Consider the following 20,749-nt stretch of genomic DNA (forward strand, 5'->3'; position numbering starts at 1 on the left):
CACTCGATGAAGTGGCTCTTGTTATTTATAGTTGTGCCAGTTAGCCATGTGGCTGGCATGTGTATGCAGGTAAGCGCCCGGTTTAAAGAACTTGTCATAAAAGGCGAGGTCGAGGTGGTGGGCCTGCAGGTAGGTGATTACAAAGATAGAAGGCACCGTGCCCGGAAATTTGCCGAAGGTATCGTAAATATACTGCGCCTGTAAAGCCACGCATTCCCTGAACTCTTCGGAGTGCACTTCTGCGGCACCACGCACTTTTGCAGTTTCTTTCCAGGGCCCCGATGTACGGATGTTAAAAGGCCCGCCTTGGCCAAATTTCCGTTCACAAACAGCGTCAACGGCAGCGCGCATATCGGGGAAGTGGGGCGGGCAATAACCTTCCATCACGCCCTGTAAACCGGTAGGGTTGGGGTAAGGCCAGCGCTCATTTGTATCATACCTGAAATTTAAACCTGGCACAGCAGGGTTGCCGCTTGCACCAAGCATACTGAACGGATCTATGCCATCAAACATCCAGCCGCCCAGCCCCATGGCCTGCAACATCAATGCGCCAGCATAGCAACTGGTACTAAGTTCGGCAGTAACCTCCGCCATCGACCATTGCTCCAGAAACGTGATCGGCCACACAGCATTCTCATCATACAGGTGGCTGTATTTTGCAATACCCGGTATAGTTCGTTTGTTGATGTCGTCGGTTAGTACCAGGCCGTTTTGCAGCATGTAACAGATAGCCAACAACACGTGCTGCGAAAGGTCGGCGACAGGAATTACCAGTAGTGTGCCGGGCTTATTTACAACCCAGGTATTGTGCGCTTCAATGTAGGGTACTTCGCCGGGCAGTTGCAAGCGGTGGTTTTGCAGTTTTGTAACCTGGCCTTTCAGAGCGCCTAGTACCGCTTCCAGGTCAAGCTTGCCTTTTTTGTCGCGTTCGGCGCTGGCTGGGGCATCGCGGTTATTCAATACATACACGCCTTCGTCATCGGTAAAAAAGGTCATGCTGGTATGGAAGCCGGCTGCCGACGGAAAAGTGCGCCCGCCAGCCGCTGCCGCATAATTAGAAAGGTGAGGGGCATAGCGCTGCGCCCTGAAGATCATGTGGTGCCAACTGGTGTTTCCGGCGCAGGCGCCAACTATAAGCATCTTCTCCAATTCGGTCAAGGGCAAAGGCGCATGTTCAGATTTGTAGGCAAAAACACCATCAGGTATCTCAGCGCCCATAAAAAAACGGCGCGACCGGCGGCCAAGCAGCGCTTCTACAAGGCCAAAGTCCATCATCTTCCCAAAGCCTTCCGGTAATTCCATAGTTATAGTTTATACTGTGCTATAGTTTACTGGGGCAGGTAACTATAGTTTGGCTGTTGGCTAACTATAAACTTAGATTGCCGGGTTTATGGAAGCAAAAAAAAGCCACCTTAAGAGGTGGCTTTTAGTTTATTTTGAGATGGCTTTAAACACCAGGTCAGTTAAAAATTCTTCGAGCTGGTTTTCGGTTGGGGCCTTGCTGATGTTGGTGAGCGATGGCAGGTGCTTAGCAAAGAATACCTGATAATGGGCACTCTCTGCCACCGTAGATACCAGCGAGTCCGGATACTTATAGTCAGGGTTTATTTCCTGAACTATACCGGCAATACGCTTGCATAAGCGTTTGTAGCTCAAAAAGAACCCGTCTTTGTTATCTGCATCTACTTCCTTGGTAAGGTACGCCTTCGCGGACTCGGCCACAACTATACGCTGCAGCACTGTTTCGTTAATATGGGCATAGTCCATATCGTTCTCCACCTTGCCAGACAGTATATGGATAGCTATTTTAAGACGCGCTTCCGCCGATGCAATGTTGCTGGTTGCAAACACCAGCCGGTACTCCAGCCAGTTCCAGTACCACGATATCAGGTAAACAAGCAGCTTGTGCTTACTCTCGAAATAGCGGTAAATGGTTGCTTCGGTGGTTCCTATCTTTTCAGCAAGTTTTTTGAAGGTGAAAGCCTCCAGGCCCAGTTCATCAATAAGCAGTATACTGTTCTCAATTATCTGTTGCCCTTTCTTAGAGCTTTCAGGGTCCTTGAGGTATACTTTCTCATCAACCGTTATCCTAATGTTTGCCAGCAAGCTCTTCATTTAGTGTTTGTTTCAGATTAAAGGTGTGCTCGTAAAACTCAACAGCACCGGTTTCTACGCAGTACATACCGCCAACAATGCCAATTTCGCCTTTTTCTATCATATCTCTAAGGATATCACTTTTTTCCTGAACTTCATCGAGCATACGGTGTACGTTGGCTTCCGCTACTTTCTCCACAAATTCACTATTTGCTGAGTTTCTGTCGCCTTCCGTTTCAACACTATTTACCGATGGCTCAATTTTTTTAACCAGCCCGGTCAGGTTGCCCATTTCTACGTGGTCGCAGGCGCCTTTAATAGCTCCGCACTTGGTGTGGCCCAGCACAACTATAAGTTTAGAACCGGCTACCTTGCAGGCAAACTCCATGCTGCCCAGTATGTCTTCGTTCACCACATTACCCGCAATCCTGGCACTGAAAATATCACCCAAACCCTGGTCAAAAATAAGTTCTGCCGATGTTCTGGAGTCGATGCAGCTCAGGATAATGGCAAATGGGTGTTGCCCTGTAGATGTTTCGTTTACCTGCTGCAACAGGTTACGGTTAGCTTTCAGGTTGTTTACAAAGCGCTTGTTACCTTCTACAAGTATGTCTATGGCTTTCTGTGGCGTTAGCTCGGCCTGGGTTTCTTTGGTCTGGGTTCTCATGGTATTATAGATTTATAGTTTAGTTATAGTTTAATTTTTTCCAGGGTCTCTTCCTGCTGAATTTCGTGTATGGTAAGCTTAATGTTTTTAGAGTGGGCTGTCTCCCTGAAATCCTCTATCAACTCTTTCACATCCGGGTCAACCACCGCAGAGCGGGTATAGTCTATTTCCAGCTCAGCGCCTTCAGGTACTTTGCGCAAAGTGCGCAGTATATTGCCTTTGTTCAGGAAGGTTACCTCTTCGGCCAGCACCATGTGGTATTTAGGTTTGCCATTTTCCGCTTTCTCTTTATGCATAAAGTGCGATACCTGGTAGCTGTTTTTAAGTATGAAGAAAATAGCCACAGCCATACCAATACCAATACCGGTTAAAAGATCGGTGAACACGATGGCAACTATAGTTACTACGAATGGCAGGAACTGAATCATGCCATTTCGGTACATCGTTTTAAATAGGGCGGGCTTGGCCAGTTTGTAACCCACCATCAGTAATATAGCTGCAAGACTGGCCAGCGGTATCATATTCAGTACGTTTGGTATGGCAATAACAAATGCCAGTATCAGCACGCCGTGTATCAGGGCCGAAAGCTTGGTGCGCCCCCCTGATTGTATGTTGGCTGAGCTTCTTACAATTACCTGCGTTAGTGGTAAACCGCCTATTAACCCCGATACAATGTTACCAATACCCTGCGCCTTAAGTTCACGGTTTGCCGGGCTGATACGTTTCTGAGGGTCCAGTTTATCGGTAGCTTCCAGGCAAAGTAATGTTTCGAGGCTGGCAACAACGGCCAGCGTACCTGCCAAAAACAATACTTCGTAGCTGAACACACGGCTGAAATCGGGGGCTGTGAACAGATTAAAGAAACCTCCAATGCTGTCGGCCACCGGAAGTGTTACCAGGTGGTTATCGCGCAGCGTAAGGTTCGGGAAGAAGTTAAGGAATAGCAGGTTCAGACCGATGCCCAGCAACACAACTACCAATGGCCCTTGTATAAGCTGGAAAATGCGGCTTCTTTTGGCAAGTACCTGGTCCCAGAAAATCAGAATGAACAAGGACAGCACACTGATGATCAGGGCTGCCGGCGTAATATAATTGATCGCTTTAAAGAGCTCTGTAAAGGTAGTACCGCCCTGTGGCTCCAGGAAATGCAGGTTGCCTTCATAATTCTCGTCATAACCGAATGCGTGCGGTATCTGCTTCAGGATGATGATAACACCGATACCGGCCAGCATACCTTTAATGACCGAGTTCGGGAAGTAGTACCCGATGCTCCCGGCCTTCAGAAAGCCCAGTATTAGCTGAAACACACCGGCTAAGACCACAGCCGATAGAAACACTTCGAAACTACCCAGGCTCTGGATAGCATGCAGCACAATAACAGCAAGGCCCGCCGCCGGACCACTAACACCTAACTGCGAACCGCTAATAAGTGTAACTACAATACCGCCAACTATACCGGCAATAATACCCGAAAAAAGTGGTGCGCCCGATGCCATGGCAATTCCTAAGCAAAGCGGTACAGCAACCAGGAAGACCACTATACCGGCGGGCAAGTCATTCTTGATTTCTTTAAAGCTGATCATAAGGTAAATCAATAGTTATAATTGCCTAAACAATAGTATTGCTATTATGTTTCAAAGTAATGCATAAATATTTGAGCTTGCAACTTCTTTTTTGCGGAATACCTGTTTTTGAGGGCTACAGGCTATAGTTTTTGAGGAACAGGTAGTTAAATAATATTGATAGAGTAGGAGTAGAAAGGGAATAAAGCAAAAAAAGCCACCTCAACGGGTGGCTTTTTAGTTTATAGTTGGCTATAGTTTACAGCGGCAATTTTATGTTCTGCATCAGTCTGCCAACCGGGTACATGTTATGTGTTGGTTCGTAGTGCGGCGAGTTGCGGTAAACAAAGTCCAATTGGGCGCGGGCATTTTTAGCAAATTCAGGATCGCTTTTTCTTCTTGCCTCCAGTTGTTCGCGCAGCTTCGGGTTCTCTTTTAAATATAGTGCTGCCAGATCTTCGAACACATAACTGGAAAAATACTCTTTCTGCATCAGGATAGAGTCGAAGAAATTCCAGACGAAGTAGGAGTCCGGGGCCTGTGGCTCAAGGGTCTCTACTAAAAAGCGGTTAGCTTCCTGGTTCAGATACACCACGTAATCCCCTTTCAGGAACCGGCGTTTTATAGTTTGCTTGTCTACTTTAACATCAGAGTGTATGTAGTGACCTTCGTACGCGCGTGGACTGGTTTTATAGTCTGTAATGTAATAGGTATCTATAGTTAGCGTGGTGTCTTTGGTAAGTTGCTGCATCTGTACCTTGTTGGTTTTCAGGCGGGCTATTACTTCGTGCCAGGCAAAAGGTATAATGTAGGCTACCGGTTTCTCAACTATAGTTGTTGGCGTAAAGGTGTTGTAGTAGTTGATGTTTTTGCTGTAAGGCGCTTTGCGGTCGTAATACAAACGTTCCAGTCCGCTTACTTCGCTTTTTTTGTATTTGGCAGCATATCCCAGGAATGGGATCTTATCTACTTTGGTGGTATCTAGTTGCCAGTTAAGCGCAAACTGTTGTTGTTGCAAGGTTTCCTGCTTGGCTTTCGCACGCAGTCTTCCTATTTCTTCCGCATCGCGGTGCACCGTCTCTATCATGTTTTCCATCAATTTATAGGTAGCATCCACGCGTTGCTTAAATGGCTTCAGCATGTGTGTTTCGGGTACAAAACCGATGGTGTTATAAAGTGCAGTGTAACCCGTTGCATAGCGCGGCGATTCCATAAACCCAACTATACCTTTATCCGGTGTTTCATCAATGGTATTCATGTAAGGCACCATCGGGTATTTGTCCTGCTTCATGCCAGCGTAAAGGGTGGGTACCATCTTCTCGTTCAGGTATGTTGCCAGCGTCGGGTTTAGTTTGTTGTGCTGCGTGGCAATTAAAGTCATCACGTGCTGGTAATCGGCTCCGTTCGAGGTATGGTTATCCATAAACACATCCGGATCCCAGTCGCGGAACACCAGGTGGAAAAGGTTTGCGTTGCGGGAATCTGTTTTAATGTAGTCGCGGTTCAGGTCCAGGTTGCGGGCATTGCCCCTGAAGCCGTATTCTTCCGGGCCGTTCTGGTTGGTGCGCGTATGGCTGTTGCGGTTCAGGGCGCCGCCAATATTGTACACCGGTATAATGGCCAGCACCACGTTGTCCAGCTGCTTGCGCTTGCTTCTATCCTGCAGGTAGTCGCGGGCCAGCATCATGGTTGCGTCAATGCCTTCGGGCTCGCCGGGGTGTATACCATTCTGGATCAGGAGCACGCGCTTATTCTTTTCTTTGATAGATGCCGGGTCAAAATCCTTGTCCGTAGAAACAATGACAAGGTGCAGCAAACGGCCAGAGTCAGTATAGCCATAGGGTACCATCTTCACTTCGTCGTAAGCCTTGTCGAAGTTTTTGTACCATTCTATGGTTTCGTCGTAAGTGGCGGTCACGTTGCCGTTTCCTTTTTCATAGGGCGTTTTCAGGTCGGTTTTACCCGGTGCGCCTGTAGTTAGCAGTGTTGCTAAAAGTAGCGTGGTTAGCATAGGTAAGTATAGCGTGTGATGTTAAGATCGTAATTTAAGATATTTCCGGTGAGAAATCTATGTGATAAACTATAGCACCGGCTTAAAACAAAAACTCCTGCCATACATAACCTATAGTTAGTGAGTGGCAGGAGCAGTTCTTTATAGTTAAGGTTTTAGTATAAGCGGCGTTCCTTTTTGTTCGGGAAAATGGCTTTATCTAAACTATACTTGCCGGGGCCGATAAATAAAAGCGAGAAGAAAAGTATTGCAGCTTCCAGTGCATGCGAATAACCTCCAAATCCGTCGCCAGCTGTATAATGGCGAAGCGTTGCTACCACCATGGTTATTACCAGCAGAGCGCAGGCAATCCGGTAAAAAAAGCCAAGCATGATCAGGGCACCACCCACCACTTCAGCAAATCCGGCCATAAAACCCCAGAATACAGGAGCGAAGTTAATACCGAGTAATTGCATGGTATTGCCTATCTGTTCCCATTTCTCAGGTCCGCCGGTTAATTTAGGCCAGCCGTGTAAGATAAACATCAAACCAATACCAAGTCGCAGTATCAGCAATCCAAAGTCTTTGTACTTGTAGCGGGAGCGAAGTAGTGCCATGCAGCAATAATACTAATTCACTCTAAATATTACAAGTGGCTAATATATAAGTATTGCTTTAATGCGTGTTGTGCCCGGTACGGTTTCTGGGGTCAGGCGCGAACGGTCGTTGGCGGGTATCTGGCTCGGGTCTAAAACAAAGGTCATTCCACCATCTTTTGCAACAGCTACCAGGCCGCCATCAGCCAGCGTTACAGTATTTATAGGATGCTGTTTTTGTGCTTTTTCGTATGTGTCACCAACGCCAATACCTTTTGCTGTTTTGTACTTTTCGGATTGCACGTTCAGGCGCCAGACCTTACAATCGGCATCGCACTGCTGTTCTACCAGTATGCCTTTAGCCTCGTTTTCAGGACGGATGATGTAAGCTGTAGCCTGTGTTCCTTCCTGCTGCAGCATGGTATCGGCTATGGCAAAACCTGCCGGTATGGTCTGGCGCATCTGTTCAATATCATCAGATATGGTTACAAAACCTACTTTACCGGGTGCAATGCGCAGCTGATCTGCTGTAGGAGTTATAGTTTCTTCAGTAATTTCAGTAACGGGTTGCTCTGCTGCTGTGCCGGCCGTTGCACCCTCTACGTTCTGGTCGTTCTGCGAGAGACAGGCGGCCATGCCCACCCCCAGCAGTATTGCATAAAATATATTTTTGATTATCATAGCTCATTCATTCGTGTTATAAAATATTCTTAAACCTTGATGTGCTGAATCAGGTTGTTGTATATTAGCACGAAAAAGAAATTCGTTTATTTTATTATAACTCAACTAAAAATAATAGAAATGGCTAAACCGCTGATACTGATTTCGAACGATGATGGCATTACCGCACCGGGCATACGTACGCTTGTAGAAGTAGCCATGAAGCTAGCTGATGTAGTGGTGGTAGCACCTGATGGGCCACAGTCCGGAATGGGGCACGCCATAACAATTGGCAACACGCTAAGGCTCGACAGATCGATCGCGTTTGATGACCTGGGAATTGAGGCTTACGAATGCTCCGGCACGCCAGCCGATTGCGTGAAACTGGCCAAGCACCATGTACTGAAAGATCGCAAACCGGACCTGGTGGTAAGCGGTATAAACCATGGTTCAAACTCCAGCATCAGTGTGCTGTATTCGGGTACTATGTCGGCGGCCATTGAGGCAGCTATAGAAGGTTTGCCAGCTATCGGTTTTTCGCTTTGCGATTACGGCCACGAAGCTGACTTTTCGCATACAGAGCCTTTTGTGGAGCAGATCATCCGGCAGGCACTTAAAAACCCGATTCCTGAGAACACGGCGTTAAACGTTAATATTCCGAAGAAAAGCGAAGAAGCCATTAAAGGAATAAAGATATGCCGGCAGGCACACGCCCGTTGGCAGGAAGAGTTTGATGAGCGCCTGGACCCACGTAACCGACGTTATTTCTGGATGACCGGCAGCTTTGTGAACCACGACAAAGGCGAAGACACGGACGAATGGGCTATTGTAAATAACTACGTTTCTATAGTTCCGTGCCAGTACGACATGACCGCTTATCATGCCATATCTACCCTCAATAACGACTGGGATTTTTAAGACGGACCCACTCTAAAAAGAGCCCGCAACTATAGTTTTAGCTGCAGGCTCTTTTACTTTTAATTATCTGTATATCGTACTGCGCTGCACTGTGCAAACTTTTCAGGGGCAGTAATAGCAAATCTATAGTTCCGGATAAAACTATCCAGCAACTGAGTAAACTGCTGCTCCTTTTCAGGTGTGAGCTGTCCTTCCGGGAAGTGGAACAGGAAGTAATCTATCCGGCCATCCGGCTGCATGTAAATTCTGTTTGCGCCACGAGCCTCTGTATTCCACTTAAAATTATTTGCTCTAAGAAAGGCTCCCAAATCCTGCAAAAGTTTAACGTAGGCTTGTAGCAGTTCGGCCTGCTGATCCGGAGACTTGAACACTGCTAAAGCAGGATCAGTATGCACAGCACTTTTATAGAGGCTGTCGAGTTTGTGAAAAGGAATTCCTTGTTTTTCAGCTTCCTGAAAGGTGAGTGCCCTACTCTGACTAAATACGCTCACTATGGTCAGAGCAGCAAAAGTTATAGTTAAGAATAGTTTTTCCTTCATTTCTATAGTTGTAAGAGGCTAATCTATAGGTTTATCTAAACCTGGTAACCACAACATCTGCCTTCTTACCCGAGGTATTCGCAGCCTTTTTGGTGCCGTCATTTGTCACGAACTGTATCGTTATTTTTTTAGTGACCGACACTGGTTTGCCATCTACTTTGGCTGGTTCCCATTTGCCTTGCAGCGATGTTACCAATTTCTTTATCTCGTTATAGATCGCTTCGTTTTCTGAAGAAGATCCGGTGGGTTTTCCATAGAACAGTGGCCCCAGCAAGGTGCCGTCTGCTTTTACCACAAAACCGGTTTCTATAATACCTTCAAAAGATGTATTGGGGTAGCGCAGGTTTTTTGCCATGTACCGCTCAAAAGAGCCTTCCTTAAAAACCGGCTGTACATCTACTTCATTCAGGGCATAATATTCTTTGGTATACTTGGTCATGGCTGGTGCTTCTAACTGCTTTTGGCCAGCAGCATTTTCTGAACTATAGAACTGCACAGGCAGTACCATTTCCGCTCCGAACGGCTGTCCGTTTTTAGTTGCCGGCTCCCATTTACCGGATGTTGCTGCAACGGCTGCCATTGCTGCTTCTGCTAATTTCGCCAGCATTACCTTGTTCTGCACCCGGAACGTGGAAGCATCCATGTAATCCATATCAGACCCTACGCCGACGGTTTTTTTCAGCTTAGTACCTTCCAGCCTGATGTTTGAAACCTTGCCATCTTTCTCGACATAAAACTTAATTATAACACGGGCATCCAGATTTTCTTTTTTTGCTTCTTCAGGCAGTTGCAGGTACGAGGCTATAGTTTTCTGCATGGCTTCAGGGCCGCCCTTAAACTGTGGCATTTTGTTGGCTTTATCGGCGGTGGCAGCTCTTTCGGCTTCGCTCAGGCTAAACCTGATAGGCAGGGTAAACTGCACCGGTACAATTTTACCATTCTGGCTGCCGGGCGTCCATTTGCCGCTGGTCAGGTTCACTACGCGCAAGGCTTCCTCGTCGGTACCACGGCCCAGTTTCTTTACTACCTTCGCATTGTTCACTTTACCGGTCTCATCAATCACAAACGAAACCACTACCAATCCTTCCAGTCCATTTGCCTTAGCATCGGCGGGGTAACTGATGTTGCTCGCCATAAACTTCATCATCTCCAGTTCTCCACCTTCATATTGGGGCATCTGATCTACATAAGACAGTACTCTTTTTTCCTGCGTTTTGGTCTGGGCCATAGTTGCCGTCGGCGAGACTATATTTACTGAAAGTGCAAGTAGCGGTGCTGTCAGCAATGTTTTAAGCGTAGTAAAGTTTTTCATGGTCGTGTGTTTATAGGTTGAGTTAAGGATTTGTAAGGCAATAGCTTTCCTGCCCTGATTTTTAAACCGGGTTAAACAGGGTAATATGTTGTTTTGATTAGTTTACAAGTGCAAAGCGGATCGGGATAGTAAACCTAACGGGCACTACATTTCCGTTCTGCTTACCAGGTTCCCATTTTCCGTTCATGGCCTCAATTACGCGGAGGGCTTCACGGTCAGCAGCTTCATCCAATCCTTTCAGTATCGTTAAGTTAGATAAAGAGCCGTCTGTTTCAACAACAAAACTGCCTACTACCAACCCTTCTAAACCTGCTTCTTTTGTGGCTTTCGGGTACCTGATGTTGCGGGCAATAAATTTCTGTAGTTCCAACTCGCCACCCTCATACTTCGGCATTTGCTCTACATAATCAAATGGTCGTTGTGCTACGTCTTTCACTTCAGTTGCAGGTGCGTATTCCTTTTTCTTAACTATAAGCTTGTCAGCTGCTTTTTCAGGTTTGCTAGCTGGCACTATTTTATCAGGAGCTTTTGCTGTTACTATAACTTCCGCATTTGCTGTGTGGTTTCAGCTATAGTTTGCGCCTGCACTGGTGGCGTAGTCTGTGTTGCCGGCATAGTCATATCAGCAGTCACATCTCCGGACGAAAAGAAAAAGAGCAGTGCCAGCAGTAGCGGAAGTACCAGTAAAGGGCGCAGCACTCCGGCTTTCTGGCCGTGTTTTCGGAGCATGTGCAGGCGCTTAAATACCTGTGGCTTCTGAAAGTAGCTGCCCACCGGGATTCCTGTTTTATAAAGTGCCTCTTTCGCCAGCAATGTAGTGTAGGCCTGCGGTTGGTAAACTGAGATCACATCAGCATCTGCCTGGTATTCGTGTACATCGCGCAGTTCCGTTTTAAGTAACCAGATAAGCGGGTTAAACCACAGAAAAGCTGTCAGGAGCTCATAGAAAAGCACATCGTAGGTATGACGCAGTTTTACGTGGGCAAGCTCGTGGGCTATAATCTGTTGTTTTTCCTGTTCGGTTAAATGCTGCTGCTGGCTTACAAAAATATAGTTCAGGAAAGCGAAGGTAGCGTAGTTGTTATCGGTTTGGAGTACGGTTGCGTAGCCATCTAAAGTAGTAAGCGGAGTAGCCATAGCAACCAGTTTTTTTAACCGGAATAACTGCACCCCCAGCCTGGCAAGTAGCGCGGTAACGGCAAAACTATACAATACACAAACTATAGTTGCCCCCGAAACTATAAAACCTGTATTTGCCTCGGCCTCGGGTAGGTAACCGGTTACGGTAACTTCCGATAACTGTACAGTTGCCAGTGCAGGAGCGAGGTGGTAAAGTGGCAAAAATGGTAGCGGAATATTCAGCAACGGTATTGCCAGTGCTACAATTGGAGTAGCTAACAGATACATTCGGTTGTAACCCGGCTTCGGGAAATTGCGCAGTACCAGCATATAAAACAGGTACAATAAAAGCATGCAAAGCCCTGACTGAATGAGGTAGTTATAGGTTGCTTCCATTTTGTGGTTCGTTTTCGTTGAGGTCTTCTTTTACATGGCGCATCAGCTGGTCCAGTTCTTTCACATCCAGGTTATTGTCCTTGGCAAAGAACGACACCAGTTTCTCGAAAGAGCCACCGAAATAGCCACTCATAAAATTCTTCAGAAAAAAGCTCTTGTACTTGTCTTCGGCTATGAGCGGAAAATACTCGTGCGTTTTACCAAAAGCGTTGTACCCCACAAAGCCTTTCTTTTCCAGTATCCGAACTATAGTAGACACCGTGTTGTAAGCAGGACGCGGCTCAGGCATCTGTTCGATAATGTCTTTCACAAATCCTTTCTCAATTTTCCAGAGAATCTGCATGATCTCTTCTTCTGCTTTGGTGAGTTCTTTCATAGGGTATCTGGTTTGTTGATATGAATATATAACTAAATACTTAGTTTAACAACTAAAATTTTAGTTAATTAAAAAAATAGCTGAAGATCAACTATAAATAGGGGAGAGAAACTATAGCTTGAAATATACGGGAAAAGTAAAAGCCCTGCTTCTGATACCAGAAACAGGGCTTTTTATAATTTATAATGTTAGTTTAAAAGATGACAGGCATAGTATATTTTACTTTGACCTTTTCTCCGTTCCGTACGCTAGGTAGCCAATTTCCATCGCTTAGTTTTGCCAGGCGCATCGCTTCGCGGTCCAAAACCGGTTCTACGCTTTTCTCTATTTCATAATCAGTCAGGGAACCGTCTTCGTTAATAGTAAAAGATACATACACCACTCCACGTTTAGTAGCCTGCTGCGGGTAGCGCACATTGCGTTTCATAAACTTTACAAAGGCCTCTGTTCCGCCTTTATATTCCGGCATTTCCTGGCTGCTGGCCTTTTCTTTAGGTGCGCTGCCGGCATTGTGCGAGAACTTGATAGGCAGTGTAAAGCGCACTTTTACGGGCTTGCCTTTCTGCACGCCCGGGGTCCAGTAGCCGTTCATGTTACGCACAGCCTGCACGCTTACCGAATCAAGGCTGGGGTGCAAACTTTTCAGCACTTTTACTTCATCTATTGTACCATCATCATCTACCACAAACGATACCACCACAAGTCCCGTCACGCCTGTGTTTGTGTAAGGTATACTGCCAGAAAGGTAAGTCATCATTGCACTTTCACCGCCTTTAAAAGCAGGCATCTGTTCTGCGTATTCATAAACAACAGCTTCATCAGGTGGGGGCTGCTGTGTTTGGGCAAATAAAGAAGTTTGAAGAATAAGCAACAAAGCTGTTGCCAGTAAACCGGTAAAAGTAAGTTTCATGAAAGTTTTAGATTGGTTTTAGTGCTGCAAGATAAACTTTTAAGGCAACTATGAAAAACCTATGCCAGTTGGCTGTTCTTTCCACTCAAAAGCATTGACGCTGACAAAGATGCTGTTGCCTTTTATAGTTTCATTTCTTGCCTGAACTAAAATAAGCTCAGAAACAAAAAGAGGGCTCCTGTAGAAGCCCTCTTTTTAATTATATACTATAACAAAGTTTAGTAACCAGGATTCTGTTCAAGCTCAGGGTTTACTTCGATCTGCTGCAGTGGTATTGGCCAGAGGTTACGGAACGCTTCGCCTTCATCTTCACAGAAACCTAGTAATTCGCAGGTCAGGTCGTAGCGTTTCAGGTCCATAAAGCGCATGCCTTCGCCTACAAACTCAAAGCGTCGCTGCTCCAATATCTCTTCCAGCGCCTGTGCGTTGGTCAGTACAACAACAGGTGCTAAACCTGCCCGTTCTCTGATCATGTTTATATCGTTTATTACCTGGAGTGGGGCAGGAGCAAGGGGTGCACCCTGGCGCGCACGTGCCTCCGCACGAATCAGATACATTTCTGCCAGACGGATAATAGGCACATTATCTGCATTTTCAGCCACATCTTCGTACTTAAGCAGTCGGTTGCGGTTACGCTCAAAGCGGGTGGTCTGATCAAAACGTACATCGCCCTGCTCGGCAGAGGCTGCGAATTCATTAAAAAATGCCTGGCGCAGGTAAAATTTCTGGCCGCCGGTTCTTGGGTCTGATGCACTGCCCAGGCCATTGGCATCGAAAGGTGTAAAGTTCAGCTCAAAAATAGATTCTGAATTTCCTTCTCTCACCCACAGGTCGCCAAAATTATCAAGCAAGGTAAATTGCTCGCTCTCTATAACAGTGTTGGCGTTTGCCTCAGCTGCTGCGTTATTGCCTTGCTGCAGGAATACACGTGCCAACAGCGCAGTTGCTGCCAACGACGAAGCCCTGTATGGCGCATTACTGATAGCGTCTCCCAGATTTTCTTCTGCAAACAGCAGGTCATCAATAACAGCATCATATACTTCTGCCTCTGATGAACGCCCTACATTTTGTACCTCCGGAATGGTTGTGGTAGGAGTAGTAATTACGGGTACACCGCCAAAAACACGCAGCAGGTCGAAGTGCGCCAGTGCCCTGATAAAACGCATCTCGGCAATGTATCGATTCCTGGTTTCCTCATCCAGGTCTTCCAGTTCTTCAGCCCCTCTTATCACAATGTTTGCACGGTTTATAGTGGTATAAATACCAGACCAAGTGCTGGCCAGTTGCAGGTTAGATGCCCGTATATTGCGAGTCGATACTTCCACGTCTGTTGTAAAAGTACCGCGGTGCTGCATATTATCGGCATATACATCCTGGTACAGCAGGTACCGCAATCCATAGTAATCAAAGTCCTGCATAGCACTATAAGTACCCAAAGCAGCTCTGTTCAGGCTTACCTCATCCGTAATGGATTCTTCACTATCAACTCCTGTGGTTGGTTCAATGTCAAGTGTATCTTCGCAGCCGGAGAACACGCTCAGGCCAAAGAACAGTATAAATAGGTATGAATATCTTTTCATGACGTTTCTTATTTATCTTCTGATTAAAGCCCGAGGTTAATACCAAATGTGATCGTACGTGCCTGCGGGAACGTGTAGAAGTCGACCCCTATAGTTGTGTTGGATGTTCCGGCGAAGTTCACTTCCGGGTCAAAGCCAGGATAATCGGTAAACGTGAACAGGTTTTGCGCCTGTGCATACAATCGCAGGCTTCTTACCCCAATGCGTTCTGTTAAGCCACTTGCCAGACTATATCCTAACATTACATTTTTGAAACGCAGGTAAGAACCATCGTAGATAAATCTGGAGGAGTTGCTTCTGTTGTTATCGTTCGGGTCAATTACAGTAGCTCTCGGCACATCTGTTACGTCTCCTTCCTCCTGCCAGCGGTCCATTACAAGGTCCAGCATGTTATCATCCAGGAAGTCATTACCCAGGTGCTGCATGTACTGGTGTGCCGGGTTAGCGATCTGATTACCTTTAGAGAACTGCAGAAATACATTCAGATCGAAACCTTTGTAACGGAACACGTTTGTTAAACCACCTACAAAATCAGGCTGTGCATCGCCGATAATTGTCAGGTCATCGTCGTTAATAATGCCATCGTCGTTTAAGTCTCTGAAGTTAACGTCACCGGCCTGTACTCCCTCCGCCTGGCGCGAATCAGGTACATCAGCAGTTGTGCTGTATACCCCATCCGTAATAAAACCATAGAAAGTACCTATCGGCTCACCTTCGCGCAGCACCAGCGAATTACCACCAAAACCATAGAAAATATCTTGCCCCTGGTATAGTTCAGTTACCTTGTTCCTGTTGAAGGAGATGTTGAAATCAGAGGTCCAGTTAAAGTCAGTGCCAGAACCATCAAAGTTTATAGTGCTCAATGCGACCTCAAATCCTTTGTTCTCTACCGAACCGATGTTAGATGAGTAGCTTGAGAAACCAGTTTGTGTCGGTATCGGACGGTTAAACAGCAAGTCTGTTGTTTTTTTGATATAGTAATCGAGAGCAAGATTAACGCGGTTACTCAGAAAGCCGATATCTGCGCCAATGTTCAATTGTTGTGTTTCTTCCCACTTCAGATCCGGGTTCGGGATCTGGGCTAACGCTGTACCTGGCCTGTCGATGTAGCTTGCACCTGCAACTACAAGGCCCCGGAAAGCATCATTACCAATCTCCTGGTTACCGGTTATGCCGTAGGATGCTCTAAGTTTCAGTTCACTAAGTGCACTAATGTCTGACATAAAGTCTTCTTCGATAACTCTCCAGCCAACTGAGATGGATGGGAAGTAGCCATACCGGTTATCTTCTGAAAAACGCGAAGAACCATCGGCACGGAAGTTAATACCTACTAAATACCTGTCTCGTAAAGAGTAGTTAGCTCTGCCAAAAAAGGATACCAGCGCATTCTCAGCAACCGTGTTGGAACCGGCATTTACTCTAACGGCACTACCTATGTACCGGAAGCGTTCGTCCGGGAAACCGAGTCCGGTAACAAATGCTGCCCTGAGTTTATTATGCTCATTAGATGCACCAATAACAGTAGAGATGTTATGCTCTTCGCCAAACAGCTTGTTGTAGGATAATGTAGTTTCGAGTAGGCGCTTAGTAATGGTACTGGTAGCATTGGTTGCAGAGCCTTCGGTAGCTGTTGCAAAAGAGCCCGGGTAGTTGGTGGCTGTAAATCGTCTTTCATCAATATTCAGCACATCCATACCGCCCTTTACCTGCCATTGCAAACCCTCTATAAATTCATAGTTTGCAAACAGGTTACCAATGGCCCTTAAGTTCTGCGTTTCGTCGTCGTTCTCGGTACCTTCTGCTACAGGGTTAGTATAAAAGTAGTTTGGCCTGGTATATTCGCCATCTTCATAATATACCGGGAAGATAGGGGAGGCAGCCAGTGCATTGGCAAATGGTCCGTAAAGCGTGTTATCGCTTACAATGCGGTTATTGTCGGAACGGCTTAGCTGTATACTTGTTCCCAGTGAGAGCCTGTCGTTAATGTCGTGGTCCAGGTTAAGGCGGGTGGAGTAGCGCTGGTATCGGCTGCCGATAACAATACCTTCCTGGTCAAAGTAGGAGCCGGAGAGATAGTAACGTGTTTTAGGATCACCGCCACTCAGCGATATTTCATAGTTCTGAATAGGAGCGGTACGGGTCACTTCATCTATCCAGTCTGTTTTTGTTTGTGTAAAGTCTATGCCTCCATAGTAGTAATCCAGAAAATCCTCGAAAGTACCATTGGGGTTAAATTCAAGAAGTTCGGCATCGTTTAAGTAAGCCTCCAGCATTATTTCGCTGTATTCATCTGCATTCAGAAAATTAGGTTCTTTCCACATTTTCTGGAAACCGGTATAGGCATTCAGGTTGATCTGTGTTTTGCGGGAGGTACCACGTTTGGTGGTGATCAAAACCACACCATTGGCAGCTCTGGAACCATAGATTGCGGCAGCAGAAGCATCTTTCAGGATATCTATAGATTCGATATCATTGGGGTTAAGGTCGGCGATGGCGTTAACAGACTGGCCGCCATAGCCAAGTTGCGAGTAGTCACCGGTTGTAAGCGGAACACCATCAACTACATAAAGCGGCTGGTTGCTTGCCGAGATAGAGGAAGAACCCCGCACACGCACACTTATACCCCCACCAGGCGTACCGGAGTTCTGTGAGATCTGCACCCCGGCTGCCCTGCCCTGCAAGGCCTGATCTACGCCAACTACAGGCAGGTTCTCCAGTTCTTCGGAGGTAACTTTAGAGGTAGCACCGGTTACCTCGCGGCGTTCCTGGGTACCATAACCTACTACTACTACCTCACCTAATTGCTGTTCATCAGTACGTAGTTGCACATTTATAGTAGAGCGGTTATTAACAGGTACTTCCTGCGTGGTCATGCCCACAAAGCGAAATTGCAATACTGCGTTACCGGGTACTGAAATACTAAAGTTACCGGAGTTGTCAGTTACAGTACCGTTGGAAGTTCCTTTTTCGAGGACTGTTACGCCCGGTAACGGAGTGCCATCAGAGGCTGAAGTAACCCTGCCTGTAACAACTACGGCCTGTGCCCAGGCATGGCCCGCAACCATGCAGACGCATAGCATCAATAAAAGTATAGTTTTTTTCATGGGTAATTTGATTAAGGTTGTTCATAGTAAATTGTCTTTCAGGGTGATGTAAACTGGAAGGTATGGGTATAGTAATCCTGCTATACGTATAAAACAGTATTATATCAATATAGTTTGAGTGTTTTTTTAAGATGTGATTTCGGCAGGGATGTACTCAAAAGCATTGACGCTCACGAAGGTGCTGCCTCCTTTTATAGTTTGCAGCCAGCCTAAGCGTTTGAGCTCTCTCCGGATAAAAAAATTAAGTAACCCATGCGCTACCAAAACGGCTATAGTTTCCTGGGTTGCTTCGTTGACTAGTTGCATGGCAGCGGCGCGGGCACGTTGGCGGGCTTGTTTAAATGTTTCGATACCACGACTATTAAACCCGAGAAACCAGAGGATGCGTGCACCTATCAACCATAGTTTTATAGGTAAGTGTATGAAAGGCAACGAAAATATCCTGCGCTCGAACTCCCGGAAGTTGGCATCTATAATTAGTTGTACTTCCTCTCCGAAAATAGCTTTGGCTGTAAGCTGTGAACGGACCAGTGTGCTGCAGTGTACCTTGCGTATATCTTTAAAAGGAATGGCCTCATGGGTAAGTACAAACTCTTCTACTTCGGCTGCGTCGTAATCCGAAATGTACTGGCGGGCATGGCTCGCACTAACAAATCCTTTGCTGCTTACTTGTGGCCTGGCATGCCTTATCAAAAAAATACGTCGTGGTTTCGGGGTGTCCAAAAGTATAGTTTATAGTTGCTGGTTTTTACAAACTATACGGATATCACTATGCTTGTGTACTGATACTACTAAGGTCTGCAAAAACAGTTGCTTTTAGGTTTGGCCACTCTGACTTTAAGATGCTGTAGTAAATGGTGTCGCGTCGGCGGCCATCCTGCATCAGGGTATGGCTGCGAAGAATGCCTTCTTCGGTGGCGCCAATTTTACGCATTGCCTGCCGCGAGCGCAGGTTCAGCACATCTGTTTTCAGCTCTACCCGCTCATAGTGCAGTATTTCAAACGCATACTGCAGCAGCAGGAATTTGCAATGCCTGTTCAGGCCTGTGCCCCTTGCTTCGTTACCTAACCAGGTCCAGCCAATTTCCAGACGCTGGTCAACTATAGAAATGTTTCCGTAAGCGGTGCTGCCAGCTAATTTCCCAGTGCTTTTATCGATGATAACAAAGGTGTAGCGCTGCTGTTTTTCGTGGTCACTAAAGGCTGTGTCGGCCCAACGTTGGAGGTCTTGTTGTGAGTTAACGCTTATAGTCACGTACCGCCAGATGTCCGGGTCTATAGCTATAATTTGTAAATGTTCCAGGTCCTGTGGTTTTAAAGGCCTTAACAAGGCATGGTCGTTTTCGAGGTGCAGGTCTCTTTCGAAGTTCATGAAGCTGAAATTATAGTTTAACAGGCTTAAAGCGGAGTAATGTTAAATCATAAAAGGTAGCAAAGCAGGCAGCAGGCATAAAATTATTTAAAAAGTAAGAAACTCACCAACTGAATGTTGGATGACTCCGTATTAGAACTCACCAAGAAAATAAACGTCGTAAAACCTGGCCGGCAGGGTACCGCAGTAAACGGCATACATAATTTTCCGGCATCAACCGGGTAACTCACGACACCTGAACAAAAAGCCAATACGGGCGCACCCTTATAGTTACATCAACCTAAAAACAGGTTAAAAGTATTAACCAGGGATACAAAAGCAACATAAAAGAAAGCAGCAACCGGCTATGGCTTTAGAGCATGCTTTACACTAAACTATAAAATACCAGCATTATCGCTTACTATTTACAGGAGATACTCATATGGAATCACATCATCACCCCTCAAAGATTTTAATGACAGCCGATACCATTGGCGGCGTATGGACCTATGTACTGGAACTTACCAGAGCCCTGGACCAAACAGGCACACAGGTTGCCGTAGCTACAATGGGTGGCCGCATGTCGGAAGAACAACGTGCCGAAGCTGCCGCTATAAATAACCTTACCGTTTACGAAAGCGACTATAAACTGGAATGGATGGACAGCCCCTGGCAGGACGTTGAGAAAGCCGGGGGATGGTTATTGCAACTGCGTGATGAAGTTCAACCTGATATCATACACCTGAATGGAGGTATGGCACACGCCGCGCTGGACTGGGGAAAACCTGTAATAGCAGTAGTGCACTCGTGTGTGCTGAGCTGGTGGAAAGCAGTGAATGCCGAGAATGCCCCAAAAGAATGGAATACCTATAAAGAGCTTGTTACAAAAGGATTGCAGGCTGCTGATGTAGTGGTGGCGCCAACACAGGCAATGTTGCACCAGGCCGAAGAACTATACGGGCCCTTCAAAAAAAGCAGCGTAATCTATAACGGTCGTGGCCAGCATAATTTCCAGTTCGGTCGCAAGGAGCCGTTTGTGTTTAGCCTGGGCCGTGTCTGGGACGAAGGTAAAAACATTTCGATGCTGGCGCACATTGCATCTGATCTGAAATGGCCTGTATATATTGCCGGAGACGACAAACACCCTGCTACCGGTAAGACTATAGACCTGGAGAACGTACATTTCTTGGGCAAGCTTACTAACAAAGAAGTATCAGACTGGTTGTCAAGAGCATCTGTTTACGCTCTGCCTGCCAAATACGAACCTTTCGGGTTGTCGATTCTGGAAGCTGCCATGTCGGGATGCGCGCTGGTAGTAGGCAAAACCGAAAGCCAGGCCGAGATCTGGGGTAATGCCGCCAAGTATGCTGATCCGAATAGTGCCGACGAGCTGCGCGATACGATAAACGACCTGATCGAGGATGAGTTCTGCCGCAATATAATGGCTTGCCGCGCTGTTAAACGCTCGCATGGCTACACCTCAGACCAGATGGCCCAGGACTATAACCACATTTACCGCCAGTTAGTAAATTCTGAAGTTGCTGTATAAGTTTTAGATACCTATAGTAGGGTCAG

Annotated in this window: 19 protein-coding genes; 2 read left to right on the forward strand and 17 right to left on the reverse strand. The window is 46.4% G+C overall.

Going from position 1 to position 20,749, the window contains the following annotated elements; translation table 11 throughout:
- Window positions 1–21 precede the first annotated feature (21 nt).
- From ABS362_RS05485 to ABS362_RS05515, 7 genes are all read right to left on the reverse strand, one after another.
- Window positions 22–1,302, reverse strand: coding sequence for a hypothetical protein (locus ABS362_RS05485; protein WP_350411336.1), 1,281 nt, complete (start codon window positions 1,300–1,302; stop codon window positions 22–24).
- A 129-nt stretch (window positions 1,303–1,431) separates the two neighbouring features.
- Window positions 1,432–2,115 (reverse strand): TetR/AcrR family transcriptional regulator, encoded by a 684-nt coding sequence (locus ABS362_RS05490; RefSeq protein ID WP_350411338.1) that lies wholly within the window; start codon window positions 2,113–2,115, stop codon window positions 1,432–1,434.
- Window positions 2,090–2,761, reverse strand: a complete 672-nt coding sequence (locus tag ABS362_RS05495; protein WP_350411339.1) for a carbonic anhydrase family protein — start codon at window positions 2,759–2,761, stop codon at window positions 2,090–2,092. The genes ABS362_RS05490 and ABS362_RS05495 overlap by 26 nt, the downstream gene beginning before the upstream one ends.
- Before the next feature lie 23 nt (window positions 2,762–2,784).
- A complete protein-coding gene (locus ABS362_RS05500; protein ID WP_350411340.1) occupies window positions 2,785–4,344 on the reverse strand; it encodes a SulP family inorganic anion transporter in 1,560 nt (519 codons plus the stop codon).
- A gap of 238 nt (window positions 4,345–4,582) precedes the next feature.
- The gene (locus ABS362_RS05505; RefSeq protein WP_350411341.1) at window positions 4,583–6,334 is read right to left on the reverse strand and encodes a M14 family metallopeptidase; all 1,752 of its coding nucleotides are present in this window, start codon (window positions 6,332–6,334) and stop codon (window positions 4,583–4,585) included.
- Between the two features lie 155 nt (window positions 6,335–6,489).
- A complete protein-coding gene (locus tag ABS362_RS05510; RefSeq protein ID WP_350411342.1) occupies window positions 6,490–6,930 on the reverse strand; it encodes a DoxX family protein in 441 nt (146 codons plus the stop codon).
- A 39-nt stretch (window positions 6,931–6,969) separates the two neighbouring features.
- Window positions 6,970–7,590: a mechanosensitive ion channel protein MscS gene (locus ABS362_RS05515; RefSeq protein ID WP_350411345.1), complete on the reverse strand. Its 621-nt coding sequence runs from the start codon at window positions 7,588–7,590 to the stop codon at window positions 6,970–6,972.
- A gap of 120 nt (window positions 7,591–7,710) precedes the next feature.
- On the opposite strand from ABS362_RS05515, the gene surE reads away from it, so the two are divergent.
- A complete protein-coding gene (surE, locus tag ABS362_RS05520; RefSeq protein WP_350411346.1) occupies window positions 7,711–8,487 on the forward strand; it encodes a 5'/3'-nucleotidase SurE in 777 nt (258 codons plus the stop codon).
- A 59-nt stretch (window positions 8,488–8,546) separates the two neighbouring features.
- On the opposite strand, the gene ABS362_RS05525 is transcribed toward surE, so the two are convergent.
- From ABS362_RS05525 to ABS362_RS05570, 10 genes are all read right to left on the reverse strand, one after another.
- The gene (locus ABS362_RS05525; protein WP_350411347.1) at window positions 8,547–9,026 is read right to left on the reverse strand and encodes a hypothetical protein; all 480 of its coding nucleotides are present in this window, start codon (window positions 9,024–9,026) and stop codon (window positions 8,547–8,549) included.
- Between the two features lie 31 nt (window positions 9,027–9,057).
- Window positions 9,058–10,338, reverse strand: a complete 1,281-nt coding sequence (locus ABS362_RS05530; RefSeq protein WP_350411348.1) for a TonB family protein — start codon at window positions 10,336–10,338, stop codon at window positions 9,058–9,060.
- Window positions 10,339–10,435: 97 nt separating this feature from the next.
- Window positions 10,436–10,849, reverse strand: coding sequence for an energy transducer TonB (locus ABS362_RS05535; protein WP_350411351.1), 414 nt, complete (start codon window positions 10,847–10,849; stop codon window positions 10,436–10,438).
- 26 nt (window positions 10,850–10,875) lie between these two features.
- Window positions 10,876–11,853, reverse strand: coding sequence for a M56 family metallopeptidase (locus ABS362_RS05540; protein ID WP_350411352.1), 978 nt, complete (start codon window positions 11,851–11,853; stop codon window positions 10,876–10,878).
- A complete protein-coding gene (locus ABS362_RS05545) occupies window positions 11,837–12,229 on the reverse strand; it encodes a BlaI/MecI/CopY family transcriptional regulator (protein WP_350411353.1) in 393 nt (130 codons plus the stop codon). Before ABS362_RS05545 ends, ABS362_RS05540 begins: the two co-directional genes overlap by 17 nt.
- Window positions 12,230–12,422: 193 nt before the next feature.
- Entirely contained in the window at window positions 12,423–13,139 is a 717-nt protein-coding gene (locus ABS362_RS05550) for an energy transducer TonB (protein WP_350411354.1), read from the reverse strand.
- Between the two features lie 218 nt (window positions 13,140–13,357).
- Window positions 13,358–14,719, reverse strand: coding sequence for a RagB/SusD family nutrient uptake outer membrane protein (locus ABS362_RS05555; RefSeq protein WP_350411355.1), 1,362 nt, complete (start codon window positions 14,717–14,719; stop codon window positions 13,358–13,360).
- 23 nt (window positions 14,720–14,742) lie between these two features.
- Window positions 14,743–17,823 carry a SusC/RagA family TonB-linked outer membrane protein gene (locus ABS362_RS05560; RefSeq protein ID WP_350411356.1) on the reverse strand — a complete coding sequence of 1,027 codons (3,081 nt, stop codon included), beginning with the start codon at window positions 17,821–17,823 and terminating at the stop codon, window positions 14,743–14,745.
- Between the two features lie 126 nt (window positions 17,824–17,949).
- Window positions 17,950–18,546, reverse strand: coding sequence for a histidine phosphatase family protein (locus tag ABS362_RS05565; RefSeq protein WP_350411357.1), 597 nt, complete (start codon window positions 18,544–18,546; stop codon window positions 17,950–17,952).
- Between the two features lie 46 nt (window positions 18,547–18,592).
- A complete protein-coding gene (locus tag ABS362_RS05570; RefSeq protein WP_350411358.1) occupies window positions 18,593–19,195 on the reverse strand; it encodes a GNAT family N-acetyltransferase in 603 nt (200 codons plus the stop codon).
- Between the two features lie 421 nt (window positions 19,196–19,616).
- On the opposite strand from ABS362_RS05570, the gene ABS362_RS05575 reads away from it, so the two are divergent.
- A complete protein-coding gene (locus tag ABS362_RS05575; protein ID WP_350411359.1) occupies window positions 19,617–20,723 on the forward strand; it encodes a glycosyltransferase family 4 protein in 1,107 nt (368 codons plus the stop codon).
- The last annotated feature ends 26 nt before the right edge of the window (window positions 20,724–20,749 follow it).

This window comes from Pontibacter populi, from assembly GCF_040278685.1.
Taxonomy (GTDB): Bacteria; Bacteroidota; Bacteroidia; order Cytophagales; family Hymenobacteraceae; genus Pontibacter; species Pontibacter populi.

Coding starts and splice junctions, on each gene's coding strand:
- ABS362_RS05485 (WP_350411336.1), bottom strand. CDS start 1,302: ATGGAATTACCGGAAGGCTTTGGGAAGATGATGGACTTTGGCCTTGTA.
- ABS362_RS05490 (WP_350411338.1), bottom strand. CDS start 2,115: ATGAAGAGCTTGCTGGCAAACATTAGGATAACGGTTGATGAGAAAGTA.
- ABS362_RS05495 (WP_350411339.1), bottom strand. CDS start 2,761: ATGAGAACCCAGACCAAAGAAACCCAGGCCGAGCTAACGCCACAGAAA.
- ABS362_RS05500 (WP_350411340.1), bottom strand. CDS start 4,344: ATGATCAGCTTTAAAGAAATCAAGAATGACTTGCCCGCCGGTATAGTG.
- ABS362_RS05505 (WP_350411341.1), bottom strand. CDS start 6,334: ATGCTAACCACGCTACTTTTAGCAACACTGCTAACTACAGGCGCACCG.
- ABS362_RS05510 (WP_350411342.1), bottom strand. CDS start 6,930: ATGGCACTACTTCGCTCCCGCTACAAGTACAAAGACTTTGGATTGCTG.
- ABS362_RS05515 (WP_350411345.1), bottom strand. CDS start 7,590: ATGATAATCAAAAATATATTTTATGCAATACTGCTGGGGGTGGGCATG.
- surE (WP_350411346.1), top strand. CDS start 7,711: ATGGCTAAACCGCTGATACTGATTTCGAACGATGATGGCATTACCGCA.
- ABS362_RS05525 (WP_350411347.1), bottom strand. CDS start 9,026: ATGAAGGAAAAACTATTCTTAACTATAACTTTTGCTGCTCTGACCATA.
- ABS362_RS05530 (WP_350411348.1), bottom strand. CDS start 10,338: ATGAAAAACTTTACTACGCTTAAAACATTGCTGACAGCACCGCTACTT.
- ABS362_RS05540 (WP_350411352.1), bottom strand. CDS start 11,853: ATGGAAGCAACCTATAACTACCTCATTCAGTCAGGGCTTTGCATGCTT.
- ABS362_RS05545 (WP_350411353.1), bottom strand. CDS start 12,229: ATGAAAGAACTCACCAAAGCAGAAGAAGAGATCATGCAGATTCTCTGG.
- ABS362_RS05550 (WP_350411354.1), bottom strand. CDS start 13,139: ATGAAACTTACTTTTACCGGTTTACTGGCAACAGCTTTGTTGCTTATT.
- ABS362_RS05555 (WP_350411355.1), bottom strand. CDS start 14,719: ATGAAAAGATATTCATACCTATTTATACTGTTCTTTGGCCTGAGCGTG.
- ABS362_RS05560 (WP_350411356.1), bottom strand. CDS start 17,823: ATGAAAAAAACTATACTTTTATTGATGCTATGCGTCTGCATGGTTGCG.
- ABS362_RS05570 (WP_350411358.1), bottom strand. CDS start 19,195: ATGAACTTCGAAAGAGACCTGCACCTCGAAAACGACCATGCCTTGTTA.
- ABS362_RS05575 (WP_350411359.1), top strand. CDS start 19,617: ATGGAATCACATCATCACCCCTCAAAGATTTTAATGACAGCCGATACC.